This is a genomic window from Enterobacter sp. BNK-8 (assembly GCF_048685095.1).
In the GTDB taxonomy this organism is placed as follows: Bacteria; Pseudomonadota; Gammaproteobacteria; order Enterobacterales; family Enterobacteriaceae; genus Enterobacter; species Enterobacter quasiroggenkampii.
On record NZ_JBLQTN010000001.1, the window covers coordinates 1505500 to 1518522 of the forward strand.

Below are 13023 nucleotides of genomic sequence, written 5' to 3' on the forward strand. Positions count from 1 at the left end.
GACAGAACAATGAAATTCAGTGAACTGTGGTTACGCGAGTGGGTGAACACCACGCTGGACAGCGACGCGCTTTCTAACCAGATCACCATGGCAGGTCTGGAAGTGGACGGCGTTGAGCCGGTTTCCGGCGCATTCAACGGCGTGGTCGTCGGCGAAGTGGTAGAGTGCGGTCAGCATCCTAACGCGGACAAACTGCGCGTAACAAAAGTAAACGTAGGCGGTGACCGTCTGCTGGATATCGTCTGCGGTGCGCCAAACTGCCGTCAGGGGCTGAAAGTGGCCGTGGCGACCGTCGGTGCGGTACTGCCGGGCGATTTCAAAATCAAAGCGGCTAAGCTGCGCGGCGAGCCGTCTGAAGGCATGCTGTGTTCCTTCTCCGAGCTGGGTATTTCCGACGATCACAACGGCATCATTGAGCTGCCGCTGGATGCGCCAATCGGCACCGATATCCGTGAGTACCTGAAGCTTGATGACAACACCATCGAAATCAGCGTCACGCCAAACCGTGCCGACTGTTTAGGGATCATCGGCGTGGCGCGCGACGTTGCTGTGCTGAACCAGACCGAACTGAACGCGCCGGACATTGCGCCGGTTGAAGCGACCATCAGTGACGTGCTGCCTATTCAGGTTGACGCTGCGGATGCCTGCCCGCGCTACCTCGGTCGCGTGGTGAAAGGCATCAATGTTAAGGCGCCAACCCCGCTGTGGATGAAAGAGAAGCTGCGCCGCTGCGGTATCCGCTCTATCGACGCCGTGGTTGACGTGACCAACTACGTTCTGCTGGAGCTGGGCCAGCCAATGCACGCGTTCGATAAAGATCGTATCGAAGGCGGCATTGTGGTGCGCATGGCGAAAGAGGGTGAAACCCTGGTTCTGCTGGACGGCAGCGAAGCGAAACTGAACGCCGACACACTGGTGATTGCTGACCACAGCAAAGCGCTGGCAATGGGCGGTATCTTCGGTGGCGAACATTCGGGCGTCAACGACGAAACCCAAAACGTGCTGCTGGAGTGCGCGTTCTTCAGCCCGCTCTCTATCACCGGTCGCGCACGCCGTCACGGTCTGCACACCGATGCGTCTCATCGCTACGAGCGTGGCGTTGACCCGGCGCTGCAGTACAAAGCAATGGAGCGTGCCACCCGCCTGCTGATCGACATCTGCGGCGGCGAAGCGGGCCCGGTGATCGACGTCACCAACGAAGCGACGCTGCCGAAGCGTGCGACCATCACCCTGCGCCGCAGCAAGCTGGATCGCCTCATTGGGCACCATGTTGCTGATGCGCAGGTGACCGATATCCTGAAGCGTCTGGGTTGCGACGTGACCGAAGGTCAGGGCGAGTGGAAAGCCGTTGCGCCTTCTTGGCGTTTCGACATGGAAATTGAAGAAGATCTGGTGGAAGAAGTGGCCCGTGTTTATGGCTACAACAACATCCCTGACGAGCCTGTCCAGGCCGGTCTGGTGATGGGCACCCACCGTGAAGCCGACCTGTCCCTGAAGCGTGTGAAAACCATGCTGAACGACAAAGGCTACCAGGAAGTGATCACCTACAGCTTTGTTGATCCAAAACTGCAGCAGCTGATCCACCCGGGTCAGGAAGCGCTGATCCTGCCAAGCCCAATCTCCAGCGAAATGTCCGCGATGCGTCTGTCCCTGTGGACGGGCCTGTTGGGCACTATCGTTTATAACCAGAATCGCCAGCAAAACCGCGTGCGAATTTTCGAAAGCGGTTTGCGCTTTGTACCGGATAATCAGGCAAATTTAGGCATCCGTCAGGATCTCATGCTGGCTGGCGCCATCAGCGGTAACCGCTATGAAGAACACTGGGACCTGGCAAAAGGCACGGTTGATTTCTACGATATGAAGGGCGATCTGGAAGCGATTCTGGATCTGACCGGTAAATTATCTGAAATTGAATTCCGCGCAGAAGCCATTCCGGCCCTGCATCCAGGCCAGAGCGCTGCCCTCTATTTAGACGGCAAACGCATTGGTTTTATTGGGGTTGTTCACCCTGAGCTGGAGCGTAAACTGGACCTGAACGGCCGTACCATCGTGTTCGAGCTGGAATGGAACCTGGTGGCAGACCGCGTGATTCCTCAGGCTCAGGACGTCTCCCGCTTCCCGGCAAACCGCCGTGATATCGCGGTTGTGGTCGCGGAAAATGTGCCCGCAGCAGATATTTTGGCCGAATGTAAGAAAGTTGGCGTAAATCAGGTAGTTGGCGTAAACTTATTTGACGTGTACCGCGGCAAGGGCGTAGCAGAGGGCTTTAAGAGCCTGGCTATCAGCCTGATCCTTCAGGATACCAGCCGTACACTCGAAGAAGAGGAGATTGCCGCTACCGTCGCCAAATGTGTAGAGGCATTAAAAGAGCGATTCCAGGCATCATTGAGGGATTGAACCTATGGCGCTTACAAAAGCTGAAATGTCAGAATATCTGTTTGATAAGCTTGGGCTTAGCAAACGGGATGCCAAAGAGCTGGTAGAGCTGTTTTTCGAAGAGATCCGTCGTGCTCTGGAAAATGGTGAGCAGGTAAAACTCTCCGGTTTTGGCAATTTTGATTTGCGCGACAAAAACCAACGTCCGGGCCGCAACCCGAAGACGGGGGAAGATATTCCCATTACAGCCCGCCGCGTGGTGACCTTCAGACCCGGCCAGAAGTTAAAAAGCCGTGTCGAAAACGCAACGCCCAAAGCAGAGTAATATGAACTAACTAAAAAGGCCGCCCACGCGGCCTTTTTTCTTTGCGCTCTTTGGTAAACCCGCCGTAAAATCAATTACATCTCACGCTACTAAAACCGTACACATGCTTGATTATGCCCATCACCAGCACCGTTCCGATCGGCGTCGCCTGCTTTTGCTGGCGCTGCTGCTCATTATTGCCGCAGGCGTTAGCCTCTGCGCCGGTGACCGATGGATAGGGCCCGAAAGCTGGTGGGGGCCTGACGGACAGCTCTTCGTCTGGCAAATTCGTCTGCCGCGGACCGTCGCGGTGATGCTGGTGGGCGCCGCGCTGGCGCTGTGCGGCACCATAATGCAGGCATTGTTTGAGAATCCCCTGGCGGAGCCCGGGCTGCTCGGCGTGTCCAACGGTGCGGGCGTGGGGCTGATTGCGGCGGTAATGCTGGGCGGAGGCGAACTCTCCGGATGGCGTATTAGCCTGAGCGCGATCCTTGGCGCATTACTGATAACGCTCATCCTGCTTCGTTTTGCCAGACGGCATTTATCGACCAGCCGTCTGCTGCTTGCCGGCGTTGCGCTGGGGATCATCTGCAGCGCGCTGATGACCTGGGCGGTCTACTTCTCGACCTCCTTTGACCTGCGGCAGCTCATGTACTGGATGATGGGCGGCTTTGGCGGCGTCGACTGGCAGCAGGGCTGGCTGATGGCGCTGCTGGTGCCGGTCATCGTGTGGGCTGCCCTGCAGGCGCAGCCGCTGAATATGCTCGCGCTGGGTGAAACCTCAGCCCGCCAGCTGGGCATGCCGATTGGGTTCTGGCGTAATGCGCTGGTGATCGCCATTGGCTGGCTGGTCGGCGTCAGCGTGGCCCTGGCGGGCGCGATTGGCTTTATTGGCCTGGTGATCCCGCACATGCTCCGTCTGTGCGGCCTCACGGACCATCGAACCTTGCTTCCGGCCTCGGCGGTTGCCGGGGCCGTCACGCTGCTGGTGGCTGACATCATCGCCCGGCTTGCCCTGACGGCTGCAGAGCTGCCCATCGGCGTGGTGACCGCCACGCTGGGCGCGCCGGTCTTTATCTGGCTACTATTAAAAGCTGGACGTTAAATCGACAACCTGAGGAAATGCTATGCAGTCAGATATCCTGAATACTGAAGTGACCACCATTGATGGCGATAAAACCACGTTGGAAGGCTACAAAGGCAACGTGTTGCTGATCGTCAACGTGGCATCCAAATGCGGCCTGACGCCGCAGTACGAGCAGCTGGAAAACATTCAGAAGGCCTGGGAAAAAGACGGTTTCACCGTGCTGGGCTTCCCCTGCAACCAGTTCCTGGGCCAGGAGCCGGGCAGCGAAGAGGAGATTAAAACCTTCTGCAGCACCACTTACGGGGTGACGTTCCCGCTGTTCAGCAAAATCGATGTCAACGGTGAAGGCCGCCATCCGCTGTATGCGAAGCTGATCGCTGCCGCACCGAAAGCCGTTGCGCCGGAAGGCAGCGGTTTTTATGAACGCATGGCCAGCAAAGGCCGCGCGCCGCTTTACCCGGACGATATACTCTGGAACTTCGAAAAATTCCTGATTGGTCGCGACGGCCAGGTCGTTCAGCGTTTTTCACCGGATATGACCCCTGAAGATCCGATCGTCATGGAATCTATCAAGCTGGCGCTGGCGAAATAATGTCACTGCTGATGCAGCTCACGGACGTTGCCGAGAAGGGACGTCTGGAGCCGATAACCGGCACCGTCAATGCGGGAGAAATCCTGCATCTTGTCGGGCCAAACGGCGCCGGAAAGAGCACGCTGCTGGCACGGATGGCGGGCATGACTGCCGGAGAAGGGCAGATAACGTTGCTGGAGCATACGCTGGCCGACTGGTCTCCGGTCTCACTGGCGCATCGGCGCAGCTATCTCGTGCAGCAGCAGGTGCCGCCTTTTGCGATGCCGGTCTGGCAGTATCTGATGCTGCATTTGCACGACAAACACCGTACGGCGCTGCTGGCGGACGTGGCCGCGGCGCTGGGGCTGGAAGATAAACTCTCCCGGCATGTCAGCCAGCTATCCGGCGGCGAATGGCAGCGGGTACGTCTGGCGGCTGTCATCGTCCAGATCCACCCGGCCGGTAACCCGCATGGTCGGATGCTGCTTCTCGATGAACCGATGAGCGGTCTGGATGTGGCGCAGCAGGCGGCCCTGGATACGCTGCTAAGCGCGCTGAGCCGAAAAGGCATCGCCGTGGTGATGAGCAGCCATGACCTCAACCACACCTTGCGACATGCCCATCGGGTGTGGCTGCTGGCGAAGGGGAAGATGATCGCCAGCGGTACGCGGGATCAGGTTCTGACGCCGCCCAATCTTGCCCGCGCATACAACATGTCGTTCCGCAGGCTGGATATCGAGGGCCATAAGATGCTGATTTCGACCGGGCAGGAGTAAGCGTTTCTTGCCTGTGAGCACAGTTGCACGCTAAATTACGAAAAGAACAATAAAAGCAGAGGATTCGTCTGAAAATGCGATTCTGGTTTCTCCTGATGGCCACACTTTTTCTTGCGGGATGCAGTAGCCATCGTGCACCGCCGCCTAACCCACGGCTTTCAGATTCGATCACCGTCATCGCCAGCCTCAACGATCAGCTGAGCAACTGGCGCGGCACGCCTTATCGCTACGGCGGTATGAGCCGTGGCGGTGTGGACTGCTCCGGCTTCGTTCTGATGACCTTCCGCGACAAGTTTGATTTACAGCTGCCGCGCGAAACGCGCAAACAGGCAGAAATCGGCACGGAAATTGATAAAGACGATCTTCTGCCCGGGGACCTGGTTTTCTTCAAAACCGGATCGGGGGAAAGCGGTCTTCATGTGGGCATTTATGACACTGACAACCAGTTCATTCACGCGTCAACCAGCCGCGGCGTGATGCGCTCTTCCCTGGATAATGTCTACTGGCGTAAAAATTTCTGGCAGGCACGACGTATATAGTCTTCGTCGTATACCTCTCTTATGACGGCATGGAAACGAATAAAACATGCCGTTTTTTCTCAAATAAGATGATTAAAGTTAAATTTATCTAAAATTAGCGAATCCCGCATGTGTCTGTTTTATCTAAAACTGGCTATTATTCTGCAACCAGGATAAGATTATTTTAGATTCAGGGATAAATCTGAAAATTAATACGGAACTAATGAAATTAATCTTATTAAAATCAAGACAGTGGAATTGTGTCGGCAATTGCTCCAGGATGTCCTCTCTCATCTTTAATGCGGGGCGAGTGCAATGATAATTACGCTAGATAATGCTTACCAGTCTGAACTACTGCTTCTGCCTGCCCGTAATAGCGCAGGGGAGCTTAAAGGTTTAGAAATTCTGGTTAACTTTACTGGCGTCGGCAGCGATGTGCGGATCCCCACTGAGCTTGTTATCCCACGACTTTCAGCGGCTGAAGAGTTAACGCTGTTTAACGAAAAACTGCAATTGCTTGATACCTGTAAACTGTTTTTTATTCAGCATCAGTTAATTGCATGGATCAATATTACACCTGCAATAGTTGAATTTTTATTAAGTAATGGAAACGCTGTTTCAATTCTTGAGCGTTATCCGTTTCTTGAGTTTACTGTTAATGAGAATTATCCAGGTTTAAATAACGGAAAGGACGATCTTCAGCTGGCGAGAATGGCGATCCATTTTCCGTTGGTGCTGGCAAACTTTGGCGCAGGCGCGGCATCGCTCAAGGCGGTCTACGATGGATTATTTAAACGGGTCATTCTCGATAAAGGCTTCATTCAGCAGCGTGCGGCGGAACTCTCTTTTGAGCCCTTTATGCGCGCCATCCTCTGGCAAATCACGCCACACTGCCAGTCTGTGATTGTCTCAGGCATTGATGACCACGGCCTCTTACAGCGCGTGCTGTCCTTTAATTTTGGCGCCATGCAGGGGACACTCTGGCCTGCCGTCTCGGCGGGACACGTCACTACGCTGGTTCAGCAGCGATAACCCTTGCTTTCGCCCGTGTTTAAGTCCGGGTAAACCCTCTACACTAAAAGCAGGAGGACTTATGACCCTGTCTTTTACTGCTCGCTGGCATGACGAGTTGCCGGGATTTTATACCGCACTCAAACCCACACCATTACAAAATTCACGTCTTATCTGGCATAACGATCGGTTGGCAGAAGAGTTGGCCATTCCGCCTGAGCTGTTTCAGCGTTCAGAGAGCGCTGGCGTCTGGGGAGGCGAAACGCTTCTCGCCGGTATGCAACCCCTGGCTCAGGTCTATAGCGGACATCAGTTTGGCGTCTGGGCAGGACAGCTGGGCGACGGCAGGGGGATCCTGCTCGGTGAACAACAGCTTCCCAACGGGGAGACGGTTGACTGGCACCTCAAAGGCGCGGGCCTGACGCCGTATTCGCGGATGGGCGACGGGCGTGCGGTTCTGCGTTCAACGATCCGCGAGAGCCTGGGCACCGAAGCGATGCATGCCCTGGGGATCCCCACCACCCGAGCGCTGTCGATCGTGACCAGCGACACACCGGTTGTGCGCGAAACCGTGGAAAAGGGCGCCATGCTGATGCGTATCGCGCAAAGCCATCTGCGCTTCGGCCATTTTGAGCACTTTTACTATCGTCGCGAGCCGGAAAAGGTGCGCCAGCTGGCAGACTTTGCCATTCGTCACCACTGGGCGCACTGGCAGGACGAGGCGGATAAATACGTTCTCTGGTTCAGGGACGTGGTGGCCCGTACCGCCACCCTGATTGCCCGCTGGCAAACGGTAGGCTTTGCCCATGGCGTCATGAATACCGACAACATGTCGCTTCTCGGGTTGACCTTTGACTACGGCCCGTTTGGTTTCCTGGATGATTATCAGCCAGGCTATATCTGCAACCACTCCGACTATCAGGGGCGCTACAGTTTTGACAATCAGCCCGCGGTGGGCCTGTGGAACCTGCAGCGGCTTGCGCAAACCCTGTCGCCGTTTATCGACGTTGATGCCCTGAATGATGCGCTCGACAGCTATCAGGAGATCTTACTGCGGGAATATGGCACGCTGATGCGCAATAAGCTGGGGCTGGTGACGCAGGAGAAGGGCGATAACGACATCCTCAATGGCCTGTTTGCCCTGATGGCGCGCGAGGGCAGCGATTACACGCGCACCTTCCGGATGCTGGGGCAGACGGAGCAGCACAGCGCCGCCTCGCCGCTGCGCGATGAGTTTATTGACAGACAGGCGTTTGACGACTGGTTTGCATCCTACCGCGCGCGGCTGCAGCAGGAGCAGGTGGATGACGCGACCCGCCAGACGCAGATGAACGCCACGAACCCGGCGATGGTGTTGCGCAACTGGCTGGCACAGCGGGCGATTGAGCAGGCAGAGCAGGGCGAGTATGACGAGTTACACCGTCTGCACGTGGCGTTGCGCACGCCGTTTGCCGACCGGGGTGATGATTACGTCAGCCGCCCGCCTGACTGGGGCAAGCGGCTGGAGGTCAGCTGCTCAAGCTAGTCTTTTGGCCGGGGGGCGGATTCGTCTTACCCGGCCTGAACATCACTGCGCGACCCAGCCGCCGTCCATATTCCACGCGGCGCCGCGAACGTTAACGGCGCTGTCGCTGCACAAAAACAGCGCCAGTTCACCCAGCTGCTCCGGGGTAACAAACTCGCCCGAAGGCTGTTTCTCCGCCAGAAGCTGTTCGCGAGCGTGCTCCGGCGGTACGCCGTCAGCGATACGTTTGTCAATTTGCTGCTGCACCAGCGGGGTCAGCACCCAGCCGGGACAGATCGTATTGGCGGTAATGCCGGTGCGCGCGGTTTCCAGCGCCAGCGATTTCGTAAAGCCCACCACGCCGTGCTTGGCTGCCACGTAGGCCGACTTCTCTTTTGACGCGACCAGCCCGTGAACGGAGGCGATATTAATGATGCGCCCCCAGTTTTTCTCGCGCATGGCAGGGAGCGCCAGCCGGCTGGTGTGAAACACCGACGAGAGGTTAATGGCGATAATGTCGTTCCATTTCTCCACCGGAAACGCGTCAACCGGTGCCACGTGCTGTATGCCAGCGTTGTTGACGAGAATGTCCACGCCGCCAAACTGCGATTCGGCGTAGCGCATCAGGGCTTCTATTTGCAGGACGTCACGCAGGTCTGCATCGTGATAGCCCGGCTTTTTGCCCAGTTGCGCAATCTCAACAATTGCTGATTCACTGTCGCCGAAACCGTTGAGGATCAGCTGCGCCCCGGCCTTCGCCAGCACGCGGGCGATCCCCAGGCCAATGCCGCTGGTCGAGCCGGTGACCAGGGCGGTTTTACCGTTCAGATTCATCTTTCTCTCCTTACACAATGCCGGTCAGATAGAACACGGCAATGACAAAAAGCACTGCCAGACTTTTAATAATCGTGATAGCAAAAATGCCGCCGTAGGCCTGGCGATGGCTCAGGCCAGTGATAGCCAGCAGGGTAATCACCGCCCCGTTATGGGGTAGGGTATCCATTCCCCCGCTCGCCATTGACGCCACGCGGTGCAGCACCTCAAGCGGGATATTGGCGGCGTGTGCGGCGGCGACAAACGTGTCGGACATGGCGGCGAGCGCAATACTCATCCCGCCGGACGCCGAGCCGGTGATCCCCGCGAGAACGGTCACGCTGATGGCTTCATTCAGCAGCGGATTCGGAATGGCCGCCAGCGCGTGGGATAACACCAGAAAACCGGGCAGGGCGGCGATAACCGCGCCGAAACCGTACTCCGAGGCGGTATTCATCGCCGCCAGAATGGCACCGCTCACCGCCGTCCGGCTGCCTTCTGCCAGGCGTCCCCGGATGTTGCGGAAGCCAAAAATCAGTACCAGCACGATACCGGCGATCAGCGCCGCCTCCACGGCCCAGATGGCGGTGATCTTGCTCACCTCGGTCACGATCGGTTTCGCCAGACCGGGAAGGGTCAGCTCGTGGCTCGTGCCGTACCAGCCGGGGATCCAGCGGGTAAACAGCAGGTTGAGTATGCCCACCACCAGCAGCGGGGCGATGGCAATCAGCGGATGCGGAAGGTTAATGTTGTCCGGCGTCTCCGGTTCATTTTTCAGATCCGTGCCGTAACCTTCGTTGTTGCTGAGCGCCTTACGCCGCTGGCGTTCCAGCCAGAGCAGGCCAAAGACGATAATGAACAGAGAGCCGATAAGCCCCAGCCACGGCGCGGCCCAGGCGTTGGTACCAAAGAAGCTGGTGGGAATGATGTTCTGGATCTGCGGCGTGCCGGGCAGGGCATCCATGGTAAACGAGAATGCCCCCAGCGCCACCGTGGCCGGGATCAGCCGTTTAGGGATACCGCTCTGGCGGAACAGTTCCGCGGCGAACGGGTAAACTGCAAACGCCACCACGAACAGCGACACGCCGCCGTAGGTTAACAGCGCACACACCAGGACAATCACCGGGATGGCGTGGCGACGGCCGAGGATCTGAATCGCGGCGGCAACGATGGAGCGCGAGAAGCCGGAAAGCTCAATCAGTTTGCCAAACACCGCCCCCAGCAGGAACACCGGGAAGTAGAGCTTGACGAAGCCCACCATTTTTTCCATGAACAGACCGGTAAACGTCGGGCCAACGGCGCCCGGATCGGTCAGCAGTACGGCACCGAGCGCCGCAATCGGCGCAAACAAAATCACGCTATATCCGCGATAGGCCGCCAGCATCAGCAGCGCCAGCGCCGCCAGGGCAATTAATACACTCATCACGACTCCTCACTGTCATTATTATTCGGGTACCAACGAGATGTTTAACGCTCGACGGTGAGGGCAATGCCTTGCCCGCCGCCTACGCACAGGGTGACGAGCCCCTTTTTGACGTCACGGCGCTGCATTTCGTACAGCAGCGTCACGAGGATGCGGCTGCCGGAAGCGCCAATCGGATGACCGAGGGCGATCGCGCCGCCATTAACGTTCACCCTGCGTTCATCCCAGCCGAGCTGCTGGCCCACAGCCAGCGCCTGGGCGGCAAAGGCTTCATTGGCTTCAATGAGGTCCACGTCATCGAGCGTCCAGCCCGCCCGCGCCAGCGCCGTCTGACAGGCACTGACCGGCCCGATGCCCATCACCGACGGGTCAACGCCCGTCACGGCATAGCTCACGATGCGCCCCAGAATCGGCAAACCGCTCTCCCGCGCCTTTTCGCCGCTCATCAGCAGCACCGCCGCGGCGCCGTCGTTGAGCGTGGAGGCATTTCCCGCCGTGACCGTGCCTTCCTCCTGCAAAAAGGCGGGGCGCAGCTGCGCAAGCTGCTCGGCGGTGGTGCCTGGCCGGGGCTGCTCGTCACGGCTGACAATAAGTGGCGGCTTTTTACCCTGCCTCACCGTCACCGGGGCTATCTCGGCATCAAACCGGCCCGCTTCGGCGGCGGAGGCCGCTTTTTGCTGCGACCGGGCAGCGAAGGCGTCCTGCTGCTCGCGGGAAATGCCGTACTGCCGGGCGACGTTTTCAGCGGTGATCCCCATGTGGTAATCGTTGAACGCGTCCCACAGACCGTCCGTGATCATGCTGTCCTGCAGGCCCGTATGGCCAAAACGCAGCCCTGAACGCGCGCCGTCCAGCAGATAGGGGGCGTTGCTCATGCTCTCTTGTCCGCCGGCAATCATTACCTCAGCGTCGCCGCAGCGGATCGCCTGCGCGGCGAGCTGCACCGCTTTTAATCCCGCGCCGCACACCAGGTTGACCGTTGTCGCTGGCGTGCTGACGGGTAATCCGGCGGCGATGGCCGTCTGACGCGCAGGGTTTTGTCCGCATCCCGCCGTCAGCACCTGGCCGAAAATCACCTCATCTATCGTCTCAGCAGGAAGACCGCTGTTTTCAAGCAGACGATGAACCGCGACGGCCCCCAGCTCAGCCGCAGAGAGGGGCGCGAGCGATCCGCGAAAACTGCCAATGGGGGTCCGCGTTGCCCCGACAATCATGACCTCTTTCATCCTGAGTCCTCAGCTAAAGCGCATCTCGCGAACGTCGTCCGCCACAATCATTTTTCCGGCCGTCTTAGCCGCTATTTCGTCGATACTGACGCCGGGGGCGTATTCCCGCAGGATGAACGCGCCGTCCGCGATCTCGAGCAGCGCGAGGTCGGTTAAGACCCGGCGGATGCAGCCCGCGCCCGTAAGCGGCAGCGTGCAGCGAGACAGCAGCTTTGACTCACCGCTTTTTGACGCGTGGGTCATCACCACGATAATGTTCTGCGCCCCGGCGACGAGATCCATCGCGCCGCCCATCCCCTTGACCATCTTTCCGGGGATCATCCACGAGGCGATATTGCCTTCGACGTCCACCTCAAACGCACCCAGCACCGTCAGGTCAACATGGCCGCCGCGGATCATGGCAAACGACTGGGCCGAGTCGAAAATGGCCGCGCCCGTCCGTGCGGTCACGGTCTGTTTACCGGCGTTGATCATGTCGGCGTCGAGGCTCTGCTCGTCAGGGAACGCGCCCATCCCCAGCAGCCCGTTTTCCGACTGAAGCATCACGTCCATTCCTTCCGGAATGTAGTTCGCCACCAGGGTAGGAATGCCGATCCCCAGGTTGACGTAATATCCGTCGCGCAGCTCGCGGGCGACGCGCATGGCCATCTGTTCACGGGTTAACATCGTCACACTCCTTCCGCGCGCAACGTGCGCTGTTCAATGCGTTTTTCAAACTGGCCAACAATCAGCCTGTCGACGTAAATGCCCGGGGTATGAATGGCCGACGGGGGAAGCTCACCCGGCGCAACAATCTCTTCCACCTCGACGACCGTTATCCGGCCCGCCGTGGCCATCAGCGGATTAAAGTTTTGCGCGGTATGCCGGTAGACGACGTTGCCGTACCAGTCCGCTTTCCAGCCCTTGATCAGCGCGAAATCCCCCGTAATGGCCTCTTCGAGGATGTAATGCTTACCGGCAAACTGGCGCACGTCTTTGCCTGCAGCCACGGGGGTGCCGTAGCCGGTGGCCGTGTAAAATGCCGGAATACCCGCGCCGCCCGCGCGCACCTTTTCCGCCAGCGTGCCCTGAGGCGTGAGTTCAATCTCCAGTTCACCGCTCAGTACCTGCTGCTCGAACAGCGCGTTTTCGCCGACGTAAGAAGCCACTACCTTACGAACCTGCCGCGTCTCAAGCAGGAGCCCGAGACCGAAGCCGTCCACGCCGCAGTTGTTTGATACCACCGTCAGATCTTTCACCTGACGGCGTCTGACCTCTGCAATCAGGTTCTCCGGAATACCGCACAGGCCAAAGCCGCCCGCCAGCAAAGTCATCCCGTCCGTCAGCCCATCCAGCGCCTGCGCATAGCTGTCGACGCGCTTATCCAGTCCCGCCATCGTCATTCCTCCTCTTAACCGTGGCGGTATCATTAGGG

General features: G+C 58.4%; 13 protein-coding genes. 8 read left to right on the forward strand and 5 right to left on the reverse strand.

From position 1 onward, the window contains the following. Positions 1–9: 9 nt before the first annotated feature. The 8 genes from pheT (at position 10) to selO (ending at position 8168) form a co-directional block, all read left to right on the forward strand. Positions 10–2397, forward strand: coding sequence for a phenylalanine--tRNA ligase subunit beta (gene pheT, locus ACMGGU_RS07250; RefSeq protein ID WP_063621416.1), 2388 nt, complete (start codon positions 10–12; stop codon positions 2395–2397). 4 nt (positions 2398–2401) lie between these two features. Continuing rightward, entirely contained in the window at positions 2402–2701 is a 300-nt protein-coding gene (gene ihfA, locus ACMGGU_RS07255) for an integration host factor subunit alpha (RefSeq protein ID WP_003857805.1), read from the forward strand. A gap of 103 nt (positions 2702–2804) precedes the next feature. Beyond that, positions 2805–3785, forward strand: a complete 981-nt coding sequence (gene btuC / locus ACMGGU_RS07260; protein ID WP_045910264.1) for a vitamin B12 ABC transporter permease BtuC — start codon at positions 2805–2807, stop codon at positions 3783–3785. Positions 3786–3807: 22 nt separating this feature from the next. Next, the gene (locus ACMGGU_RS07265; protein WP_048027541.1) at positions 3808–4359 is read left to right on the forward strand and encodes a glutathione peroxidase; all 552 of its coding nucleotides are present in this window, start codon (positions 3808–3810) and stop codon (positions 4357–4359) included. Next, on the forward strand, positions 4359–5114 hold the full coding sequence (gene btuD / locus ACMGGU_RS07270; RefSeq protein WP_045910266.1) for a vitamin B12 ABC transporter ATP-binding protein BtuD: 756 nt from the start codon (positions 4359–4361) through the stop codon (positions 5112–5114). Before ACMGGU_RS07265 ends, btuD begins: the two co-directional genes overlap by 1 nt. Positions 5115–5188: 74 nt before the next feature. Continuing rightward, the gene (locus tag ACMGGU_RS07275; RefSeq protein WP_023335377.1) at positions 5189–5653 is read left to right on the forward strand and encodes a C40 family peptidase; all 465 of its coding nucleotides are present in this window, start codon (positions 5189–5191) and stop codon (positions 5651–5653) included. Positions 5654–5947: 294 nt separating this feature from the next. After that, positions 5948–6664 (forward strand): EAL domain-containing protein, encoded by a 717-nt coding sequence (locus ACMGGU_RS07280; protein ID WP_420300349.1) that lies wholly within the window; start codon positions 5948–5950, stop codon positions 6662–6664. Between the two features lie 61 nt (positions 6665–6725). Beyond that, positions 6726–8168 carry a protein adenylyltransferase SelO gene (gene selO / locus ACMGGU_RS07285; protein WP_420300350.1) on the forward strand — a complete coding sequence of 481 codons (1443 nt, stop codon included), beginning with the start codon at positions 6726–6728 and terminating at the stop codon, positions 8166–8168. 42 nt (positions 8169–8210) lie between these two features. On the opposite strand, the gene ACMGGU_RS07290 is transcribed toward selO, so the two are convergent. The 5 genes from ACMGGU_RS07290 to ACMGGU_RS07310 are packed head-to-tail and all read right to left on the reverse strand — an operon-like array spanning position 8211 to position 12985. Beyond that, entirely contained in the window at positions 8211–8981 is a 771-nt protein-coding gene (locus ACMGGU_RS07290) for a 3-hydroxybutyrate dehydrogenase (protein WP_045910269.1), read from the reverse strand. 10 nt (positions 8982–8991) lie between these two features. After that, positions 8992–10386 (reverse strand): GntP family permease, encoded by a 1395-nt coding sequence (locus ACMGGU_RS07295; RefSeq protein ID WP_176252831.1) that lies wholly within the window; start codon positions 10384–10386, stop codon positions 8992–8994. A gap of 41 nt (positions 10387–10427) precedes the next feature. Further along, positions 10428–11609, reverse strand: coding sequence for an acetyl-CoA C-acetyltransferase (locus tag ACMGGU_RS07300; protein ID WP_420300351.1), 1182 nt, complete (start codon positions 11607–11609; stop codon positions 10428–10430). A 9-nt stretch (positions 11610–11618) separates the two neighbouring features. Continuing rightward, complete coding sequence (locus ACMGGU_RS07305; RefSeq protein ID WP_045910272.1) at positions 11619–12275, reverse strand: CoA transferase subunit B; 657 nt, start codon at positions 12273–12275, stop codon at positions 11619–11621. 2 nt (positions 12276–12277) lie between these two features. Further along, on the reverse strand, positions 12278–12985 hold the full coding sequence (locus ACMGGU_RS07310) for a CoA transferase subunit A (protein WP_045910273.1): 708 nt from the start codon (positions 12983–12985) through the stop codon (positions 12278–12280). Positions 12986–13023: the final 38 nt, after the last annotated feature.